This window comes from Vreelandella janggokensis, assembly GCF_031451615.1.
GTDB lineage: Bacteria > Pseudomonadota > Gammaproteobacteria > Pseudomonadales > Halomonadaceae > Vreelandella > Vreelandella janggokensis.
On sequence record NZ_JARWAJ010000001.1, the window covers coordinates 1232999 to 1253261 of the forward strand.

Annotated in this window: 17 protein-coding genes; 6 read left to right on the forward strand and 11 right to left on the reverse strand. The window is 57.1% G+C overall.

Annotated features, from left to right (window positions below; all coding sequences use genetic code 11):
• Positions 1–4: 4 nt before the first annotated feature.
• From QC816_RS05600 to QC816_RS05650, 11 genes are all read right to left on the reverse strand, one after another.
• Positions 5–706 carry an electron transport complex subunit E gene (locus QC816_RS05600; protein ID WP_264823142.1) on the reverse strand — a complete coding sequence of 234 codons (702 nt, stop codon included), beginning with the start codon at positions 704–706 and terminating at the stop codon, positions 5–7.
• Entirely contained in the window at positions 703–1341 is a 639-nt protein-coding gene (rsxG, locus tag QC816_RS05605; protein WP_264823141.1) for an electron transport complex subunit RsxG, read from the reverse strand. The genes QC816_RS05600 and rsxG overlap by 4 nt, the downstream gene beginning before the upstream one ends.
• Positions 1338–2375 (reverse strand): RnfABCDGE type electron transport complex subunit D, encoded by a 1038-nt coding sequence (locus tag QC816_RS05610; protein ID WP_309781430.1) that lies wholly within the window; start codon positions 2373–2375, stop codon positions 1338–1340. The genes rsxG and QC816_RS05610 overlap by 4 nt, the downstream gene beginning before the upstream one ends.
• Positions 2372–4024 carry an electron transport complex subunit RsxC gene (rsxC, locus tag QC816_RS05615; protein WP_309781330.1) on the reverse strand — a complete coding sequence of 551 codons (1653 nt, stop codon included), beginning with the start codon at positions 4022–4024 and terminating at the stop codon, positions 2372–2374. Before rsxC ends, QC816_RS05610 begins: the two co-directional genes overlap by 4 nt.
• Positions 4008–4616: an electron transport complex subunit RsxB gene (gene rsxB / locus QC816_RS05620; RefSeq protein ID WP_309781331.1), complete on the reverse strand. Its 609-nt coding sequence runs from the start codon at positions 4614–4616 to the stop codon at positions 4008–4010. The genes rsxC and rsxB overlap by 17 nt, the downstream gene beginning before the upstream one ends.
• Positions 4617–4624: 8 nt before the next feature.
• A complete protein-coding gene (gene rsxA / locus QC816_RS05625) occupies positions 4625–5206 on the reverse strand; it encodes an electron transport complex subunit RsxA (RefSeq protein ID WP_199285364.1) in 582 nt (193 codons plus the stop codon).
• A complete protein-coding gene (locus tag QC816_RS05630) occupies positions 5203–6804 on the reverse strand; it encodes a sensor domain-containing diguanylate cyclase (protein WP_309781333.1) in 1602 nt (533 codons plus the stop codon). Before QC816_RS05630 ends, rsxA begins: the two co-directional genes overlap by 4 nt.
• Before the next feature lie 93 nt (positions 6805–6897).
• The gene (metG, locus tag QC816_RS05635; RefSeq protein ID WP_309781334.1) at positions 6898–8934 is read right to left on the reverse strand and encodes a methionine--tRNA ligase; all 2037 of its coding nucleotides are present in this window, start codon (positions 8932–8934) and stop codon (positions 6898–6900) included.
• A 66-nt stretch (positions 8935–9000) separates the two neighbouring features.
• Positions 9001–9282, reverse strand: a complete 282-nt coding sequence (locus QC816_RS05640; protein ID WP_085919556.1) for a hypothetical protein — start codon at positions 9280–9282, stop codon at positions 9001–9003.
• A gap of 98 nt (positions 9283–9380) precedes the next feature.
• Entirely contained in the window at positions 9381–10562 is a 1182-nt protein-coding gene (locus QC816_RS05645; protein WP_085919557.1) for a 1-acyl-sn-glycerol-3-phosphate acyltransferase, read from the reverse strand.
• Between the two features lie 71 nt (positions 10563–10633).
• Positions 10634–11578: a recombination-associated protein RdgC gene (locus tag QC816_RS05650; RefSeq protein WP_309781335.1), complete on the reverse strand. Its 945-nt coding sequence runs from the start codon at positions 11576–11578 to the stop codon at positions 10634–10636.
• Positions 11579–11757: 179 nt separating this feature from the next.
• Here QC816_RS05650 and QC816_RS05655 point away from each other — a divergent pair, with 179 nt between their 5' ends.
• The 6 genes from QC816_RS05655 to cmk all read left to right on the forward strand — a co-directional run bounded on the left by QC816_RS05655 (position 11758) and on the right by cmk (position 20191).
• Positions 11758–12195: an acyl-CoA thioesterase gene (locus tag QC816_RS05655; RefSeq protein WP_085919559.1), complete on the forward strand. Its 438-nt coding sequence runs from the start codon at positions 11758–11760 to the stop codon at positions 12193–12195.
• 153 nt (positions 12196–12348) lie between these two features.
• Positions 12349–15042 carry a DNA gyrase subunit A gene (gene gyrA, locus QC816_RS05660; protein ID WP_309781336.1) on the forward strand — a complete coding sequence of 898 codons (2694 nt, stop codon included), beginning with the start codon at positions 12349–12351 and terminating at the stop codon, positions 15040–15042.
• Complete coding sequence (gene serC / locus QC816_RS05665; protein ID WP_268901364.1) at positions 15026–16129, forward strand: 3-phosphoserine/phosphohydroxythreonine transaminase; 1104 nt, start codon at positions 15026–15028, stop codon at positions 16127–16129. The genes gyrA and serC overlap by 17 nt, the downstream gene beginning before the upstream one ends.
• Positions 16130–16134: 5 nt before the next feature.
• The gene (gene pheA / locus QC816_RS05670) at positions 16135–17226 is read left to right on the forward strand and encodes a prephenate dehydratase (protein ID WP_085919562.1); all 1092 of its coding nucleotides are present in this window, start codon (positions 16135–16137) and stop codon (positions 17224–17226) included.
• Between the two features lie 17 nt (positions 17227–17243).
• Positions 17244–19505 carry a bifunctional prephenate dehydrogenase/3-phosphoshikimate 1-carboxyvinyltransferase gene (locus tag QC816_RS05675; protein ID WP_309781337.1) on the forward strand — a complete coding sequence of 754 codons (2262 nt, stop codon included), beginning with the start codon at positions 17244–17246 and terminating at the stop codon, positions 19503–19505.
• Positions 19502–20191, forward strand: coding sequence for a (d)CMP kinase (cmk, locus tag QC816_RS05680; protein WP_085919564.1), 690 nt, complete (start codon positions 19502–19504; stop codon positions 20189–20191). Before QC816_RS05675 ends, cmk begins: the two co-directional genes overlap by 4 nt.
• Positions 20192–20263 lie beyond the last annotated feature (72 nt).

The window sequence follows — 20263 nt, forward strand, 5'->3', positions numbered from 1 at the left end:
TGGGTTATTTAATCGTCCCCGTGACGCGGACACGGCGCTGTTCACGGGGGGTGATGGTCTTGGGTTGTGACGATGCCTCAAGGCGTTGGTCAATGCTGTTTTTCAGCGCGATCAGCAGCCCCGCGACGAAAAACGCGCCGGGAGGAAGTACAAAAAACAGAAACTGATAGTCGTCGATCAATGTCAATCGCCAGCCATCGGCCATCGGCCCGAACAATAGCGCCATTTCCCGGAACAGCGTCCCCTGGCCCAGCAGTTCGCGTAATGCGCCTAACACCACCAGTACAGCGCCAAAGCCGAGCCCCATCATCAAACCATCAATGGCGGCAGGTAACACTGGCTGGCGCGAGGCAAACGCCTCGGCACGGCCCAGAATGGCGCAGTTGGTCACAATCAGCGGAATAAAAATCCCCAGCACCTGATAAAGCGGGTAGGCGTAGGCGGCCATGAGGAGCTCAGCGCAGGTGACAAAGGCGGCAATAATCATCACAAAGGCAGGCAGGCGGACGGCGCTGGGTACCTGGTGACGAATCAGCGATACGGTGGTGCTGGCGCCGACCATGACGACCAGCGTGGCCATGGCCAGCCCCAATGCGTTGACCACGCTCGCACTGACAGCCAATAACGGGCATAGCCCCAGCAGTTGAACCAGCGCCGGGTTGTTTGACCACAGTCCTTCACGCGAAAGCTGGCCAAGTTGGCTCATCGCTTTGGCTCCTCTGCTTGCCGCTTGGGTGTATTGTCAAATAGTGCATGGTTGGCCGCATATTGTAGGGCACTGTGTACAGCATCGACCACAGCTCGGGGGGTAATGGTGGCGCCAGTAAAGGCATCAAAATGACCGCCATCTTTTTGTACCGCCCAGTCTTCGGTGGCTAGCGAATCCAAGCGTAAGCCATCGAAGTCAGTGATCCAATCGCTACGGCGGCGCTCGATGTCGTCGCCCAGGCCTGGGGTTTCCTGATGCCGGGTGACGCGAACCCCGCTGATTCGCTGTTGCTCATCAAGCCCCACGAGCAGGTGGATGTCGCCGTTATAGCCGCGTCGGGTGACCACCGGTAACACGACAGCGCGTTGCTGGTCGTTTTCCACTTGCCAGCCGGTCACACCGTCGGGGTAGCCGAGTTTTTCAGCATCGGGCAGCCAAACGGAGGATACCGTTGCCTGCTGGGTAAGGGCTTCGGGCAGAACGGCCTGGCGCTGGCGTTGCTGATAGGCTTGCTGGTGCGCGTCGATACGCTCGGCAGTCAATGCCCTCAGCGAGGCGACACTGCCCGCTGTGATCAAGGCAAACAGGCCTAACGTCAGTGCACCGCGCTGCATGGCGTTGAGGGTGCTCATGGTTGTGCCCTGCCAGTGGCGGTTTGCGATTCCGTCGCGGCGGGCACCGTGTAAATATCCAACAGCGGTACGCACAGGTTCATGAGTAGCACGGCAAAGGCGACCGCATCGGGGTAGCCGCCCCAGGTACGAATCACGATGACAAGCAGGCCGATCCCAGCGCCGTAGATCAGTTTGCCGCGCTGGCTGGTGGCCGCGGACACAGGGTCGGTGGCAATGAAAAATGCGCCAAATAGTGTCGCGCCGGTGAACAGGTGTAGCCAGAGTGAGGCAGCTTCATCGGGGTTGAACAAGTACAGCAACGCGGCGGCGGCTGTCATGCTGCCAAGCATGGCGACGGGGATATGCCAACTGATCAGGCGTTTGGCAAGCAGCAGTGCGCCGCCTACTGCCCAGGCCGCCGAAATCCACTCCCACGCAGTGAGGGTGGCTCGGGGTAGCGGCGGGTTAGCCCAGAATTGGCTGGCGGATACCTCCTCGGCTTTATGTTTGAACGCGTCCAGCGGTGTTGCGCCGCTTAAACTGTCAATCTGCTCAAGCGAGGTACTGCCCATGATCTGGCTGACAAGCGTATCGGGCCATAGCGACTGGGGCGTCGGCCACAGGGTCATGTAGGTGGGAAACGACACCAGTAACAGGGCATAGCCCACCATGGCGGGATTGAAAGGGTTGTTTCCCAGCCCGCCATAAAGGTGCTTGGCGACCACGATGGCCGCGACCATGCCGATGCCGATCAGCCACCAGGGACTGGCAGGGGGTAACGACGCGCCGAGTAATACGCCAGTGAGTAGCGCGCTGGCATCATTGAGCGGCCGCAAATTGCGCTGACGCAGCCGCAGGACAAGGGCCTCCAGCCCCAGCCCGAAAGCGGCGGCGAGGACGACGTTGCTAACCACGCCCAGGCCGAAAAAAAACGTCATGGTGGCAAGGCCAGGCAGTGTGGCAATGATCACCCAGCGCATGATGCCCCCGGTGCTGGGCATTGTTGTCAAGCGGGGTCGGTCGTCTACCTGGGACGCGTGCAGCATACTTATGAAGTCTCTTGGGGTTCGCCTGCTTCACGAGCCTCGGCGAGGCGTGCCTCGGCTGCCTGCAGATTTTCCTGGGCGGTGGCCAACTGAATTTCGAGGTCGTCGTTGGGCTGTTCAGGGTCTTGCTGGGCAGCCCGCGCGAGGTTCTTCTCGGCTTTCCTGACCGCGGCTTTGGCGGCGGTTTGCGCGATGCGTAAACTTCGCAGGTCGGCTTGAGGAGAAGCGCCCTGAGAATCGGATTGCTGAGTCGACTGCCTGGCAAGTCGTGCCTGCCGACGCGCCTGCTTTTGTGCTTCCTCGCGGGCGAGCCGCGCCTGGCGCCATTCAAAGCGATGCTTGGCATGCTCAGCCTTGGCGGTTTCCAGTTGCTGTTGGCGAAGCCGGGTTTTAGCCTGACGATAGTCGGCAACCAGGGGAATATGGCTCGGGCAAACGTAGCTACAGGCATTGCACTCTATGCAATCGAACAGCCGGTAGTGAGCCAGCTTGGTATCGTCCTGAGCGCGCGCATACCAATGCAACTGCTGGGGTAATAAGTTGGCCGGGCAGACCTCTTCACACGCGCCGCAACGAATGCAGGGCGATTCGGGCGGCGCAGGCGGGAGCTCTTGCCGCGTGGCAGCAATCAAGCAGTTGGTGGTTTTGGTCACCATGCCTTCAAGGTCGTCAAGCGGCGTACCCATCATGGGGCCGCCCTCGATCAGTTGATGAAGTTCTGCCCGATTCAGGCCCGCCTCGTCGAGCAGGGCGGCCATCGGCGTACCGATCCGCACCCACCGATTACCCGGGTCGGCGATGGCCTCACCGGTCAGTGTCACCAGTCGTTCAACCAGCGGTTCGCCATCGCGAACCGAGCGCAGGGCTGCCAGGAGCGTGCCGGGATTTTGGCAGAGCACGCCCACGTCAGCGGGTAACCCCTGGTCGGGCACGTCGCGGTTGAGTAGCGATTTAATCAACTGGCGCTCGCCTCCGCTGGGGTAACGGGTGGCGATTACGCTGACGGTCACACTGAGCGGTTGGCTTTCTGCCATCGCTTGACGCAGGGCGCTTATCGCCTCGGGCTTGTTATCTTCAATGCCGACAACGATCTGCTTGGCGCCACAAAGCGAGGCGATGAACTGGGCACCTTCCAGCACATCCGAAGTGTACTGCTGCAGCGTAAGGTCATCCACGGTGATATAGGGTTCACATTCGGCGGCGTTGACCACCAGGGTATCGATGCGCTGGCGCTCGCCGATTCGGGCCTTGATATGAGCAGGAAAACCCGCGCCGCCGAGCCCTACCACGCCGCTTTGTTCCAGGCGCCTAAGCAGTTGATCAGCGCTTTCGGTACGCCATTCAAGCGGCGTCAAGCGTTGCCAGGTATCAACGCCGTCACCGTCGATGGTGATGGTATGGCGATCCACCTGGGTGACCTGGCCGCTGATGCTGGCATGCAAAGTGGCTGAAATCATGCCGTCGCCCCTGGCGATCGGCGTGCCAACCCTGACGCTATCACCCACGGCGACGGTCGCCAGGGCAGGGCGACCGGCATGCTGGTCCAAATGCAGCACGACTTGATCGGGCAACCTTGCATGACGCACCGGCCCTTGGGAGCGCTGTTTGCGTTCGGGCGGATAGACGCCGCCATGAAACTCAAAGGTGCGTGCCATGAGGCATCTCCATTGACGAGCGGCGGTCACTGGCAATCACCTGGGGTGGATAGGTGATGGGTCGCCATTGGTCCAACGGCTTACTCCGCGGCAGCATATCAATGCAATCGACCGGGCAGGGGTCAAGGCATAAATCGCAGCCTGTGCACTCATCTTCGATAACGGTGTGCATCTGTTTGGCGGCGCCAATGATCGCGTCCACCGGACACGCCTGGATACATTTGGTACAGCCAATGCACTCATCCTCGCGGATGAACGCCACCAAATCCTCACTCGGGGCTTCACCATCCAGCGGTTCAGGCGTGCGGCCCAACAGGTCGGCTAGGGCGGTAATGGTGGCTTCGCCGCCGGGCGGGCACTTGTTGATGGCATCACCCTGGTTGATGGCTTCGGCATAGGGGCGGCAGCCAGGATAGCCACATTGCCCGCACTGCGTCTGTGGCAGCAGGGTATCAATCTGCTCGACCAGGCTGGATTCATCTCCCTTGAAACGCTCGCTAACGGCGCCCAGCAGGGCACCAAACCCCACGCCTAGCGCGGTGAGCACCGCAATGGCGCTCAGCAGGCTGATGATCGAAAAGGCATCACTCATCGACGCACCTATCCTTGGACCAGGCCAGAAAAGCCCATGAAGGCAAGTGACATCAAGCTGGCCGTGATCATGGCAATGGCGGCACCTTTGAAAGGCCGGGGCGTATCCGCCGCGGCGAGGCGTTCGCGCATGGCGGCAAAAAGTACCAGTACCAGGGAAAACCCAACCGCGGCGCCCAGGCCGTAAAGGGTGGTGGCAATAAAACTCAGATCGCGATTAAGTGACAGTAGGGCAACGCCAAGTACCGCGCAGTTGGTGGTGATCAAGGGTAAAAAAATACCCAGTACACGATGCAGCAAGGGACTTAGCTGGCGCACCATGATATCGGTGAACTGGACCACGGCGGCAATCACCACGATAAAGCTGATGGTGCGCAAATAGGTAACGTCCAGGGGCACCAGCAGTCCATGGTAGACCACGAAACTGGCGGCGGAGGCCAGGGTCAGTACAAAGGTGGTGGCCAATGACATACCCATCGCCGATTCAAGTTTATTGGAAACACCCATGAACGGACATAAACCAAGAAACTGCACCAGCACAAAATTGTTGACCAGCGCGGTGCTGACCAAGATCACAAAGAGCTCATTCATTGCGGAGCATTGTGTTCAGGCGTCAGCCCACTGGCTAGCTGGGGGCTGAAGAATGCCACCTGGTGTCGGCCCGCTTCCTTGGCCAGATAGAGCGCCTGGTCGGCGCAGCTGACCACCGCACTGGGTGACTGGGATTTAGCGTCTTTTTGCATGGCAATACCGACACTTATCGTGACGAACGGTTTAACGGGTGAGGTTGAATGAGGAATCTGTAAGCCATCGATCGCCGCCAAAAGCTGTTCCCCAATGCCTCTTGCCTTATCGGGCGAGATGTGGGGAAGCAGGGCGCAGAACTCTTCTCCGCCGGTTCGGGCAATGAAAAAGTCTCTCGTTCGGGCGAGACTGTACATGGCGTCGGCAATACGTTGCAAGCAGACGTCCCCTTCGGGATGCCCATAATGGTCGTTGTAGAGTTTGAAGTGATCAATATCCAGCATCATCACGGCAACTGAGTCTGAATCGGTACTGGTGTCGCTGAAGGCAGTTTCAAGTTGCTGGTCAAAGAGCCGCCGGTTGGGCAGCCCTGTCAGCGCGTCATGCGTGGACATCTTCAGAAGTTCATCATTGAGCTGTTGCTGGCAGGTAAACTGTTCCTGAAACGCTCGTGACAGCAACCCTATTTCGTCGCTTCGTCTGGTGAGCTTATGTACATCCGTCTCGTGTATATCCAGTTGTTGAGTAAATTGGGTAAGTAAGCGCAACGGCTTAAGTACAATTTTCTCAAGCAGCAGTAGTACCACGGCAATGACCAGAATCATTAGGACAGCCGTCCACAACAGAACATAGCGAAAGGTGGTCAAGCTAGTTAAATAGCTAGTGCGATTGAGCTCTATGCCTATTCCTAGTGAAACGGGGGTTAGTGGACTATAGATGGGTAAGTAACGTTCGGCATGAACGATGTTACCAGAGAAGCTAAGAGCATCACTGCTTGAGGCGGCCTGCCGGGTAAGGCTCAGGTTGATAGGCAGCCCCGTGTATTCTTCCATGAAGCTCAGCCATTCGTCGTCTAAGGCGCGTGTCTTAAATAGCCATCCCGCCGGTGAGCCACTTTTATCGGTGCGTAAAATGGGGGTGGAGCCCACCATTACAGGCTCCTGGTCAGCATAGATAGCGCTTTGATCTGCTCTATCCCCATCAATGGCTGACTGCATGCGTTTAACCCAAGGCTCCATCCAGGCACATTCGTCGTTAGGCGTTTCACATGTTTGGTAGTTGCCCGTCGTCGGGTTAATACCGGCTAAAAAGTAGACTTCTCCAGCATTATTGAAAAACGCCATCAGCTGATAGCGCATATCGTCAAACATTTCCTGACTGAAGTTGACGTCTTTGTAGCGTGGATAGTCACCTTGGACAAACTGATAGGTATCATCCCAATGAGCCCAGTCACGCACCTGGGCAAGCAGTTGCTGCTGCTCAAGCTGAAAGCTGCGCTCAACGCGATCTAATTCTCGTTTTACGGCCTGGCGCTCTTCAGCTTGCAATGCCGGAAAGATGACCGATGAACTGATCGCGGCCAGTGCTACGATTGCACAGATAAGTAATCCGCCAAGAGCAGCGAAAAAGCGGAAACGCAATGAGCGTGGAATATGCCGGTGCATAAAGTGAACCAAAAGTGTATGGGTACTAAATAAGCGCTTATAAAAAAGGGGCGAAGGCTGGGTGCCTTGCCCCTTTTACTGCCGGATACCTAGTTAGGTGACACGCTGACCCGGTTCCGCACCAGAGTCCGGCGAGAGAAGATAAATGCCGTCTTGGTTAGCCGATGCCAGTACCATTCCTTCCGACACACCAAAGCGCATTTTGCGCGGCGCGAGGTTGGCGACCATGACGGTTAAACGGCCTTCCAGTGCTTCCGGGGCATAAGCGGAGCGGATACCCGAAAAGACATTACGGGTTTCGCCGCCCAGGTCGAGCGTTAGTTGAAGCAGTTTGTCCGCGCCCTCGACGTATTGCGCCCTGGCGATACGCGCGATGCGCAGGTCAACCTTGGCAAACTCATCGAAACTGATTTCTGCCGCGATGGGGTCGTCTGTCAAGGGGCCCTTGGGGGTTTCCTTAAGCTTTTGCTCTTCCACGATATCCTCCTTTGAGGCATCGATCATGGCGTCAATCTTGTCGCGCTCGATGCGCTGCATGAGGGGTTTGAATTTGTTGATGTCATGGTCGACAAGCACCTCTTGACGGCTCTCCCAGTCCAGCGACTCCAGATTCAGGAAGACTCTTGCCTGGTCAGCCATGCCGGGGACTACCGGTGCAAGGTAAACCATCAGTTGGCGGAACAGGTTAATGCCCACCGAGCAGATGTCGAGCACTTCGTCATCCCGGCTTTCTTGCTTGGCGAGCACCCAAGGCTCTTTTTCAGCAATATAGGTATTGGCCTCGTCGGCCAGCTCCATGACGTGGCGCATCGCGCGGCTAAATTCGCGCGCTTCAAAGTCCTGGGCAATGCTGTCGCCAGCAGCGATGAACCGGGCGACCATCTGTGGCTCGCTGCAATGGGCGGATAAGCGACCGCCGCCAAGCTTTTTGACAAATCCGGCGCAACGGCTGGCAATGTTGACGACTTTGCCGACCAGATCCGCATTCACCCGGGCGGCAAAATCGTCAAGGTTGAGGTCAAGGTCATCGACCTTGGACGTCAACTTGGCGGCAAAGTAGTAGCGCAGGTATTCAGGGTTCAGGTAGTCGGCGTAGGTGGCTGCCTTGATAAAGGTACCCCGCGACTTCGACATCTTGGCGCCGTCCACGGTGACAAAACCGTGGCAGTTAACGGCGGTTGGCGTTCGAAGGTCTGCCCCCTCGAGCATCGCCGGCCAGAAAAGCGCGTGAAAATACACAATATCCTTGCCGATAAAGTGATAGATCTCGGCATCCGAGTCTTTTTCCCAGTAGCTGTCGAAGTCAATGCCCTCTCGCTCGCAGAGGTTCTTGAAGCTCGCCAGATAACCGATCGGCGCGTCCAGCCAGACGTAAAAGTATTTGCCGGGGGCATCGGGGATTTCAAAACCGAAATAGGGGGCGTCTCGGGAGATGTCCCACTCGTTAAAGCCCGACTCAAACCACTCCATCAGCTTGTTGCGAATCTGCGGCTGTACATGGCCATCGTTAATCCACCGCTGCAGGAAATCAGCAAAGTCCGGCAACTTGAAGAAGTAGTGCGTGGAGCTGCGGACTTCGGGCGTGGCCCCTGAAATCGCCGAGACCGGATTTATCAACTCGGCTGGCGTATAAGTAGCGCCACATTTTTCGCAGTTATCGCCGTACTGATCGTCCGCACCGCATTTTGGGCAAGTGCCTTTGATGAACCGGTCAGCGAGAAATAATCCCTTGTGCGGGTCGAACATTTGTTCAATTTCCCGCGTGGCGATATGGCCCTTGTCGCGTAAGCGCTGGTAGATCAGCTCGCTGTAATAGCGGTTTTCGTCGGAATGGGTTGAGTGATAATTGTCAAAGGCAACCCCGAAGCGCGCAAAGTCGGCTTGGTGATCGCGTGAAACCCGGTCGATTAATGCCTCAGGGGAAATACCTTCCTGCTCGGCGCGCAGCATGATGGCGGTGCCGTGTGCGTCGTCGGCACATACGTAGTGGCACTGCTGACCACGGCTTTTCTGAAAGCGCACCCAAATATCGGTTTGGATATATTCAAGCAAGTGGCCCAGGTGGATAGCGCCGTTAGCGTAAGGCAGCGCGCTGGTAACCAATATGCGGCGCGAGGAGGTAGTTGACATGATGAACGAAGATCCCGGTCAGGCATTAACAAAAAGATAAAACGGTGAGGCGGCTCAAGTAACTGACTAGTAGAGCGCCTGTTCCTCTTGAACCACTTCACGCAATAGCTCTAAAAACAATTTATCCGCCTCAGAGTGCTCGGTTGGGTCTTCAGGGATATGCACGCTAGTGGTATCAGATATTTGGTTGGCAATACGCGCCATGACGGCGGGGCTGTTGCCCTCGGCCAATTCTTCTCGGGCAATGGTCAGCGACTGCTCAAGAATTTTGGGGTCTTGCAGCAGCTTGCGAATAAAGCCGCGGAGCTCATTGATGATACGGGTTTTCTGGATTTCTGAAGCGGACATGGGGTTCTCCTTCATATCGCGACGAGCATGGCGTCAAGCGAGGCCACTAAATACCTCGACAATAGCATTTTTTCTGCCAACGAGCATGGCGTGTAACCTCAGTGGGTTAAACGCCCCGCCTTGTGTTTAACCGGGTTGGCGTATTGTGCCAGCCAGTAAGGCCGCAGCGGTTCCGGCACGTTTGCCAGTCGCGCATTGAAACGCTCTCTGTCTTCACGGGTAATGGTGCGACGGGCCACCAGTTCAGGGGCATCCCCAAGGGCTTCCAGCGCCAGATAATGGCTGGGAAAAAGTCGGTAACCGCCAATCACCTGCCGGTCAATTTCAGCGGCGACTTCATCTGGGGTGGCCATATCGGCCCCCACGGGCGTGCCGAATCGCAGTTGAACACGGCCCTTGGTGCCGGTGATGCCAGCCACAATAGATTGAATGTCTTCGAATTCGCTTTTCGCGTAATGGCCCTTCGTGTCGATATCGTGAAGTTCCTGGGCTTTTTGCAGGTCGCAAGGATCATATTCGTAACTGATCGAGACGGGCACAAGCTTAAGCTCGGCAATGGCATCGCCAAATTGAGCGTCGCGATTGCTGAGGCGACTCGCAATGGTCAGCATCTTGATGATGGCAGGGTCGGTCCGATCAATCCCGTTTTTGGCTCGACCTTCCCGCTGAGCCATCCAGATCGAGTGTTGATCCTCGGTAATCGAATGGCGGATATAGGACGAAAGTTTCTGGTATGCGGCCAGCATGGCGCGCTTGCCACGTGCACTGCGAGGGACGATGAAACTTTTGTTGAGCCGCATGAGATCGGTGACGTAGGGCTTTTTCAATAAATTGTCACCAATCGCAATACGCACCGTGTCCCGATCAGCCTGGTAGAGAGCGTAGTTGACGAAAGCCGGGTCCAGCGAAATATCCCGGTGATTACCGATAAATAAATAGGCGCTATCAGGATCCAGTTTGTCCAGCCCGGCAACCTCGAATGCATCGGTTGTGGTGCGGATCATGCGCACCATATAGCTGGCAATGCGCATCTGGAATTCACGCACGCTGGTGACGCCCTTGACTTCCCGGCGCACCGCTTGACTGGCAATGGCACGTGCCAGCGGGGGTGCCCAGCGAGCCAGGCGGGGCAGCCGGAAGCGGGTAAGCGCATTTAGCAACTCGTTATCCCGCGAAAGCTTGGCAAGCACGTCAGCCACTTCATGATCCATGTAAGGGCGGACATCCGCCCAGGGGTCTGATGGCATCGAGGCGGTCGAAGCGTTATTGTGATGTGTCATGCGATCCGTAAGATTTCTTCAATAAAATCAAATGTATGAGCGATAGTCGTTGACCTCGGGGCGCGACCTGATCAAGCCTGTGAAGGTTCTCGCTGTACTGGTTCTTGCTGTACTTCCCCGCCGAGCCATTCCATCAAGCGGACGATGTCGTCAGACAGGGCATTCGCCATGAGAATAAAGTCGGTCTCAAGCCGTGCGAGCGCGTCGTCGCCATCATCAGCTTGGTCAGCTTCTTCAATCAGGGCATCACCGAAGCGTAGCGACTTGAGCGCCAGGTCATCGTGTAATACCAAGCTTAGGCGACCTTCGATTTGAATGGCGAGTTTACTGGCTTGTCGCCCACTCTCGAGAAGTTGCTGGATTTCGTCGCTATCCAGGTCGACTTGTCGGGCACGCAGTACGCCATCGTCGCCTTTGGCCTTCAGTTCTACCTGGTCGCCCAGTTGAAGGTCAGCGGGTCGACTGGCGGGGTCGCCAAGCCAGGTCGTCATTGCCCGCATGGGCAGCGTCTGGGAGGCGAGCGGGGTAACGCTCAAGGTGCCCAGGGATTCGCGCAGCAGGTCGAGAATATCTTCCGCCCGGGTCCGCGAACTGGCATTAACACCGATTAGCTGGCGTCGAGTATCCCACCAAACATCAATTTTCTGACTGCGTACAAAAGCGCGAGGTAACAGCTCTTCGGTGACTTGCTCCTTGAGAGCGGTTTTTTCCTTGCGGGTCACCTTGCGGCCTTCACTTGCCTCAATGTTTGCCACCTGTTCGTCGACATCCTCTTTGACGACCGAGGCCGGCAGGAGGCGTTCCTGACGCAGCGCCGACAACAGCCGGTGCCCCTGGATTTCATGCAGGCGCTGGCCGCTGCCCAGGCGCCCGGCGGGCGCTGTCCAGCCCAGGCGGCGGGCGTCGGCATTACCCAGAGGTGCTGCTGCGTGAGCATCCAGTGCTTCACTGAGCGCCTCATGACTTAGTTCAGGAGCGCTGTGTACGCGATATAAGTGCAGGTGTTTAAACCACATGTCGCCTGTCCTGTGTAAAAGGTGGCACATTATGTCGAAAGCGGCGCTGTCCTACCAGCATCGTCGCAAAGCGGTTCATTGTTGCGAGTGTTTCAAACTTGTGTTTGATTGGGGTCTCGCTGGCCAAGTCACGCCGGTCAGCCACTATCGTTATAAACCCGAACAATGGAGGAGCCCTTATGTCAGTCGAATCAGTGTCGAGTACCCAGCTGCGCGTGCGTGGTTATCACCTGGATGGCTATGGCCATGTCAACAATGCCCGCTACCTGGAATTCATGGAAGAAGGGCGCTGGGCATTTTTCGATGAACATCCCGCGCTAATGAAAGAATTGCACGCCGCCGGGCGGGCGTTTGTGGTGGTGAATTTAAATATTGATTACCGAGCCGCTGCCGTTCAAGGCGATGACCTGGTGGTGGTGACTGGGATTATCGATGTCGGTGATCGAAGTGCGGTATGCCACCATCAGATTCGCCAAAAGGACGGCCGTATGGTGGCCCAGGCGGATCTTACCTTTGTATTGCTGGACGTGCAGGCCAACAAGGCGAGCCCCATTGACGGCAATGTCCGCGAGACACTCGATGCGTTAACCGTCGACAAGTCGATATTTGCCGATTGAAGCGTCTCGGCATTGCGACTGACTGCCCTTGATGCAAATGCAGTGGTATGATGGGGAATTATTTGGGCGCCGCTATGCTGTGTCTTTTCAGGCCGTATTTATAAGCGCTTTCAACTCTCGCAGTGCCAATGCAGTGCAAAGGATCTGACTTTCATGGGTGACATCGCCAGAGAAATCTTGCCCGTCAATATTGAAGACGAGCTCAAACAGTCGTACCTCGACTATGCGATGAGTGTCATTATCGGCCGCGCGCTACCTGATGTGCGTGACGGCCTGAAACCTGTTCATCGGCGTGTGCTGTTTGCCATGCATGAGCTGAACAATGACTGGAATAAACCGTACAAGAAGTCGGCGCGTGTCGTCGGCGATGTGATCGGTAAATATCACCCGCACGGTGACAGTGCGGTATACGACACCATTGTTCGCATGGCACAGCATTTCTCCATGCGCCATGTGCTGGTCGACGGTCAAGGCAATTTCGGTTCGATAGATGGCGACAATGCGGCCGCCATGCGTTACACCGAAGTGCGCATGGCACGCCTGGCCCACGAGCTACTTGCCGACCTGGAAAAAGATACCGTCGACTGGGTTGATAACTATGACGGTACCGAGCGCATCCCAGACGTTCTGCCCACCAAGGTTCCCAATCTGTTGATCAATGGGTCCTCGGGAATTGCCGTGGGGATGGCGACCAATATTCCGCCCCACAATATGCGCGAGGTGATCGACGGCTGCCTGGCGTTAATCGATGACTATACGCTCAGCGTCGATGATCTGATGCAGTATATTCCCGGGCCGGATTTCCCTACCGGTGGCATCATCAATGGCCGTGCGGGCATTCTTGATGCCTATCGTACCGGGCGAGGGCGTGTTTACGTGCGCGCCTGTCACACCATCGAGCATGATGATAAAACCGGTCGCGATCACATCATCATTACCGAGTTGCCTTATCAGGTTAATAAGGCGCGCTTGATCGAGAAGATCGCCGAGCTGGTCAAAGAGAAAAAGATCGAAGGCATCGCCGAACTGCGCGATGAGTCCGACAAGGACGGCCTGCGGGTGGTGATCGAAATCAAGCGGGGCGAGTCCGGTGAGGTCGTGGTGAATAACCTCTTCGCCCAGACGCAGCTGCAGAATGTCTTCGGTATCAACATGGTGGCGCTTGAAAACGGCCAGCCACGCACGTTGAACCTCAAGCAGATGCTTGAAGCGTTTATCCGCCACCGTCGTGAAGTCGTCACCCGTCGAACGCTGTTTGAACTGAAGAAAGCCCGTGAGCGTGGTCACATTCTGGAAGGTCTGGCGGTGGCGATTTCCAATATTGATGAAGTCATTGAACTCATCAAGGCATCGCCCAACGCGTCCGAAGCGAAAGATAAGCTGTTGGCGAATGTCTGGCAGCCAGGTCAGGTGACCAGCATGCTGGAGCGCGCCGGGGCCACTTCTTGCAAGCCTGAAGACCTTGACGAAGGCTTTGGTCTTAATCCCAGCGCGACCGAGTACCGCTTGTCGCCGGCCCAGGCTCAAGCCATCCTGGAACTGCGTCTGCATCGGCTGACCGGCCTTGAAACCGAAAAGCTGCTCGATGAGTACCTTTCCATCCTGGAAAAAATTGCCGAGCTGACCGAAATTCTTGCCTCGCCGGACCGCCTCATGGAAGTGATCCGTGAAGAGCTGCATGCCGTGCGCGATCAGTTTGGTGATGACCGTCGCACTGAAATCCAGGCCAGCCACCTTGATCTTTCGATGGAAGATTTAATTGCTGAAGAAGACATGGTGGTAACGGTCTCGCGTTCAGGCTACGCCAAGACACAGCCACTTTCCGATTATCAGGCCCAGCGCCGCGGTGGTCGCGGCAAGTCTGCCACGGCCATGAAAGACGAGGACGTGATCGAGCACCTGCTGGTGGCATCGACCCACGACACGGTGCTGCTGTTCTCCAATCGCGGCAAGGTGTACTGGCTTAAAGTCTACGAAATGCCTAACGCGAGTCGTGGCTCCCGTGGCAAGCCGCTGGTCAATATGCTGCCCCTCGAGGAAGGTGAGGCGGTCAACGCCATCTTGCCGGTGCGCGATTATGACCCTGATCATTATATCTTGTTTGCCACCGCCCAAGGGACGGTCAAGCGCACCAGCCTTGAGCAGTTCTCCCGTCCACGCAGCGTAGGCCTGATCGCGATTGACCTGGAAGAAGGTGACCGCTTGGTGGGCGCGGCGATTACGTCGGGTTCCGACCACGCCATGCTGCTGTCTTCCAACGGCAAAGCAATCCGCTTCGAGGAAGGTAATGTAAGGGCGATGGGCCGGACAGCTCGTGGCGTTCGCGGTATGCGCCTGGCAGACAAGGCGGAAGTGATCAGCTTGATCATTCCCAAGACGCAGCAGATTGATGACGGTGAAGACGATACATCAGACAGTGTTGTCGATGGTCAATCCGACGCCGGTCATATCTATATTCTCACCGCGAGCGAGAACGGTTACGGAAAACGTACCCGTCTTGAAGCCTTCCCGCTTCGCGGTCGTGGCGGCCAGGGCGTGATAGCCATGCAGACCAGTGAGCGTAACGGTTCCCTGGTAGCGGCCATGCAGGTCTATGACAGTGACGAAATGATGCTGATCACCGACCGCGGCACGCTGGTCCGCACGCGTGTGGAAGAGGTCTCGACCACGTCGCGTAATACTCAGGGGGTCATGCTGATTCGTCTCGGTAAAGAAGAAAAGCTGGTTAAAACCGTGCGTGTCGAAGAGCCCGAAGAAGGCGATTTTGAGACGCTGGAAGAGGCGGAGACAGACGACGCCAACCATAATGACGCACAGGATGCCGGAGCCGATGACACGTCGTTATAATTTTTGTGCGGGGCCTGCCGCACTGCCTGAAGCGGTATTGGCACGGGCCCGGGATGAACTGCTCGATTACCAGGGCCGCGGCTTGTCGGTGATGGAAATGAGCCATCGCAGCGATGAGTTTGTGGCAATTGCCGAACAGGCGGAAGCCGATTTACGTGAGTTGCTGGGAGTTCCCAGTAACTACAAGGTGCTGTTTCTGCAGGGGGGCGCAAGCCTCCAGTTTGCTATGCTGCCGATGAACCTCTTGGGTCAGGGGGGGCGAGGCAACTTCATTCAAACCGGTATCTGGGGCAAGAAAGCGTTCAACGAGGCCAAGCGGCTTGGTTTTGACTGTTATGTGGCAGCAAGTAGTGAGTCGAATGGCCATACGGCGGTGCCTGCGGCAGACACATTGAAGATCAGTGACGACGCGGCTTATCTGCACTATACCTCCAATGAAACGATTGGCGGGCTGGAATTTGATTACACGCCACACGTGCAGCGTAACGATGGCACCAGCGTACCGCTGGTCTGTGATATGTCGTCCAACATCCTTTCCGGGCCGCGGGACGTCAGTCAGTTCGGGGTGATTTATGCGGGCGCGCAGAAAAACATTGGCCCGGCGGGATTGACGTTAGTGCTCGTGCGCGACGACCTGCTGGGTAACGCGCAGCCCACCATTCCCTCTTTGTTTGACTATCAGTTGCTTGCCGAGGCAGGGTCCATGGTCAACACGCCTCCGACCTATGCCTGGTATCTGGCGGGACTTGTTTTCCAGTGGTTGAAAACGGATGTCGGTGGCCTGGCGGCGATGGATGCGATTAACCAGCGCAAGGCTGAAAAACTGTATGCCGCCATTGACGCCAGCGACTTGTACAGCAATCCGATTGCACGTCATAACCGCTCTCGCATGAACGTTCCTTTTGTGCTGGAAGACGCCAGGCTTGATAACGCCTTCTTGAAAGAGGCCGATGAGGCGGGGCTCTTGAATCTGAAAGGGCACCGCAGCGTGGGTGGCATGCGCGCCAGCCTGTACAACGCCGTGCCAGAGGAAGCGGTGGACGCTTTGATTGCCTTCATGGCAGATTTCGAACAACGAAGGGGCTAATCACCATGGCCGACACGTCGATCAATCTGGACGCGCTGCGCCAGCGTATTGACCAATTGGATGATGATATTCTCCGCTTGATCAGCGAGCGGGCGGACTGCGCTCAGCAGGTCGCGCATATCAAGCTCGCCGAGGATGAGGAAGCGGTATTTTATCGGCCCGAGCGCGAAGCCCAGGTGCTACGCCGTATTATGGCGTTAAATAAAGGCCCGCTGGATGCTGAGGAAATGGCGCGCTTGTTTCGCGAGATTATGTCCGCTTGCCTGGCACTTGAAAAGCCCATCAAGGTGTCCTACCTGGGCCCGGAGGGGACCTTTACCCAGCAGGCGGCGCTGAAGCATTTCGGGGAAAGCGCGATTAGCCTGCCGATGGCCGCCATTGATGAGGTGTTCCGCGAAGTTGAAGCCGGAGCGGTCAACTATGGCGTTGTCCCGGTAGAAAACTCTACGGAAGGGGTGGTCAATCATACGCTCGACACCTTCATGGATTCCTCGATTCGCATTTGCGGTGAAGTGGTCCTGCGTATCCATCATCACTTACTGGTCAGCGAAACGACCCGGCGGGATAAAGTCTCGCGTATTTACTCCCACCCTCAATCCTTTGCCCAGTGTCGTAAGTGGCTTGATGCCCACTTTCCTCATGCGGAAAGAGTGCCGGTTGCTTCCAATGCCGAAGCCGCCAAATTGGTGAAAACCGAGTGGCACAGTGCAGCGATTGCCGGCGACATGGCCGCCAAACTCTACAATCTTGAGCGTGTCGCCGAAAAGATTGAAGACCGTCCGGATAACTCCACGCGGTTTTTGATTATCGGTAACCAGGATATTCCCATGTCGGGAGAAGATAAAACGTCGATTGTGGTGGCGATGCGCAACCAGCCGGGGGCCCTCCATGATCTGCTCGAGCCGTTTCATCGTCACCAAATCGACATGACCCGCCTGGAGACGCGCCCTTCGCGTACCGGGGTCTGGAACTATGTCTTCTTTATCGACTTTAAGGGGCATCGCGACGAGCCACGGGTCACCGCTGTGCTGGAAGAAGTCCAACTGCGAGCCGCCGAGTTGCGTGTGCTGGGTTCCTACCCCCAGGGCGTGTTGTGACGCCAGCGGGTGAGAAGATGTCCGGTGGGGCAGGTGTCGATGAGTCGCGGTTGTTGATTGTCGGGCTCGGCCTGATTGGCGGATCACTGGCCTCGGCGCTGCGTTTTGCCGGGTTTGAGGGCCAGATAGTCGGTTGCGATCCCAACCCCGATGAAATTGCCCGGGGTATCGAGATGGGCTTGATTGACAGCGGCGGCACCGAGCTTGGCGCCCAGGTGGCTGATGCGTCACTTATCGTGCTCGCCGTCCCAGTGCTGGCGATGGAAACGGTAATGAAAACGCTGGCTGGCGCATTGCCCAAGGCTGCCCCTGATGTGGTGATTACCGATGTGGGCAGCACCAAGGCGGCGATTCGCGCCTGTGCCAAGCGCGTTTTTGGTGGCGTGCCTGCCAATATGGTGTTGGGTCATCCAATTGCCGGCTCAGAAAAAAGTGGCGTGTCGGCAGCCAATCCCGATCTCTATCGGCATCATAAGGTGATCTTGACCCCTGAGCCGGACGTTGATGAGGCGGCCTTGGCGCGGGTTTCGGCTTTGTGGACAGCTTGCGGTGCCGATGTGCTGAAAATGAGCGTTGAGCACCACGACCATGTACTGGCGCGTACCAGCCACTTGCCGCACCTGTTGGCATTTTCGTTGGTCGACACGCTGGCGCGTCAGGATGACCGGCTGGATATTTTTCGCTACGCCGCCGGGGGGTTTCGTGACTTCACCCGTATTGCGGGCAGTGACCCGGTGATGTGGCGCGATATCTTCATCGCCAATCGCCAGGCGGTACTGTCGTCGCTGGATGATTTTGAAGCGGGCCTTGCCCGATTGCGCAAGGCCGTTGAGCAAGGCGATAGCGATGCCCTGATTGCGACATTTGATCGGGCCAGCCATGCACGCCACTATTTTGATACGTTATTGAACAAAACCACTTATCAGGCGGAATATCATATGCAACCAGAAGGTAAGGTAACTTACCGGGTGCGGCCAGGCGGTCAGGCGCAGGGTCGACTGCGAGTGCCCGGTGACAAATCCATGTCACATCGCTCAATCATGCTGGGGGCACTGGCTGATGGTGTTACCGAGGTCAAAGGTTTCCTTGAGGGCGAAGACAGCCTTGCTACGCTTCAGGCGTTTCGTGAAATGGGCGTGGCCATTGAAGGGCCACACCAGGGGCGCGTCACCATCCATGGCGTAGGCATGCATGGATTAAAAGCGCCTTCTGGCCCCCTTTATGTGGGCAATTCGGGCACCGCGATGCGACTGTTTGCAGGCTTGCTGGCCGGGCAGGCATTCGACAGCGAATTGACCGGCGACGAGTCGCTGAACAAGCGTCCAATGGCCCGTGTTGCCGACCCGCTGCGCCTGATGGGGGCAACCATCGATACCGCAGAAGGTGGACGTCCCCCGCTGAATGTCAGAGGCGGCGCCGCTTTAAAAGGCATTGATTACGACATGCCTATGGCCAGTGCCCAGGTGAAATCCTGCCTGTTGCTGGCAGGCCTTTATGCTGAAGGTGAAACCCGCGTGCGTGAGCCAGCGCCTACCCGCGACCACACTGAGCGCATGCTCAACGGCTTTGGTTATCCGGTGTCCCGTGAGGGTGATACCTGTTGGCTGCAGGGTGGCGGAAAGCTGACAGCGGGGCCGATCGATGTGCCGTCGGATATTTCATCAGCGACGTTTTTCCTGGTGGCCGCGGCCATTACCCCAGGTTCCGACATAACGCTTGAGCATGTGGGCATCAACCCGACGCGTATCGGCGTGATTAATATTCTCACCCTGATGGGGGCCAACCTGGCCCTTGAAAATCAGCGTGAAGTGGGTGGCGAGCCCGTTGCGGATATTCGCATTCGTTACGCACCGCTTAGCGGTATTGAGATTCCTGTCGACCAAGTGCCATTAGCGATAGACGAATTTCCAGCCTTATTCATTGCCGCCGCCAACGCCAAGGGCACCACGCGATTACGCGGCGCCGAAGAGCTGCGCGTCAAGGAGTCTGATCGCATTCAGGCGATGGCTGATGGCCTGGCCATTCTGGGCGTCGAGCATACGGTCGTTGCTGACGGTATTGATATTACTGGTAATGGCGACGACCAAGTGGCCAGTTATGGTGGCGGGCGGATCGATAGCCTGGGTGACCACCGAATTGCAATGGCCTTCGCCATTGCTGGACTGCGGGCAAGCGACGATATCGTAATCGATGATTGCGCCAATGTGGCGACCTCCTTCCCGGATTTCGTGGACCTGGTAACCCGCGTGGGGATGACGCTATCGGTGGAGGGGGCATGACTGAAATCACCCCTGTATTGACCATTGATGGCCCCGGCGGCGCAGGTAAAGGCACGATCAGCGGGCTAATGGCCGAACGCCTGAATTGGCACCTGTTGGACAGTGGTGCCTTGTATCGGTTGACGGCGCAGGCCGCTGTCAAACATCAGGTGGCGCTTGACGACGAGGCGGCGTTGGCACAATTGGCCCAAGCATTGGATGTCGCTTTTCCGGTCGAAAATGGTCAGCCACGAACCCTGCTGGAAGGCGAGGATGTCAGCCGTACAATCCGCACCGAACAAGCTGGCGAGCGTGCTTCTCAGGTGGCGGCGCTTCCGGCTGTACGTCAGGCGCTGCTGGAGCGCCAGCGCGATTTTTGTCAGGCGCCTGGCCTGGTGGCTGATGGTCGAGACATGGGAACGATCGTTTTTCCTGACGCGTCTCTGAAGATATTTCTGACCGCCTCAGCATCGGAGCGGGCCCGCCGTCGCCATCAGCAGTTGCAGGAAGCAGGCGTGGATGCTAGTCTTTCGAGTCTTCTAAAGGAGATTCAGGCACGCGATGCACGCGATATGCATCGCGACGTGGCGCCACTCAAGCCGGCAGATGATGCCATCACGCTTGATACCACGCGCCTGAGCATACCGGAAGTGGTTGATCAGTTGACCGAGCTACTGGCCCAACAAGGCCTGGTCTCCGGAAATTGACTCTCCCTTGCGGCGTTTTTGGATAGGTGTCATGACATGGCAGGGCGTAAAACTCACATTGGGAGCCCGGTC

Coding starts and splice junctions, on each gene's coding strand:
- QC816_RS05655 (WP_085919559.1), top strand. CDS start 11,758: ATGTCAGTCGAATCAGTGTCGAGTACCCAGCTGCGCGTGCGTGGTTAT.
- gyrA (WP_309781336.1), top strand. CDS start 12,349: ATGGGTGACATCGCCAGAGAAATCTTGCCCGTCAATATTGAAGACGAG.
- QC816_RS05675 (WP_309781337.1), top strand. CDS start 17,244: ATGTCCGGTGGGGCAGGTGTCGATGAGTCGCGGTTGTTGATTGTCGGG.
- rsxB (WP_309781331.1), bottom strand. CDS start 4,616: ATGAGTGATGCCTTTTCGATCATCAGCCTGCTGAGCGCCATTGCGGTG.
- QC816_RS05650 (WP_309781335.1), bottom strand. CDS start 11,578: ATGTGGTTTAAACACCTGCACTTATATCGCGTACACAGCGCTCCTGAA.
- rsxG (WP_264823141.1), bottom strand. CDS start 1,341: ATGAGCACCCTCAACGCCATGCAGCGCGGTGCACTGACGTTAGGCCTG.
- QC816_RS05600 (WP_264823142.1), bottom strand. CDS start 706: ATGAGCCAACTTGGCCAGCTTTCGCGTGAAGGACTGTGGTCAAACAAC.
- pheA (WP_085919562.1), top strand. CDS start 16,135: ATGGCCGACACGTCGATCAATCTGGACGCGCTGCGCCAGCGTATTGAC.
- cmk (WP_085919564.1), top strand. CDS start 19,502: ATGACTGAAATCACCCCTGTATTGACCATTGATGGCCCCGGCGGCGCA.
- rsxA (WP_199285364.1), bottom strand. CDS start 5,206: ATGAATGAGCTCTTTGTGATCTTGGTCAGCACCGCGCTGGTCAACAAT.
- QC816_RS05640 (WP_085919556.1), bottom strand. CDS start 9,282: ATGTCCGCTTCAGAAATCCAGAAAACCCGTATCATCAATGAGCTCCGC.
- rsxC (WP_309781330.1), bottom strand. CDS start 4,024: ATGGCACGCACCTTTGAGTTTCATGGCGGCGTCTATCCGCCCGAACGC.
- QC816_RS05645 (WP_085919557.1), bottom strand. CDS start 10,562: ATGACACATCACAATAACGCTTCGACCGCCTCGATGCCATCAGACCCC.
- QC816_RS05630 (WP_309781333.1), bottom strand. CDS start 6,804: ATGCACCGGCATATTCCACGCTCATTGCGTTTCCGCTTTTTCGCTGCT.
- serC (WP_268901364.1), top strand. CDS start 15,026: ATGACACGTCGTTATAATTTTTGTGCGGGGCCTGCCGCACTGCCTGAA.
- metG (WP_309781334.1), bottom strand. CDS start 8,934: ATGTCAACTACCTCCTCGCGCCGCATATTGGTTACCAGCGCGCTGCCT.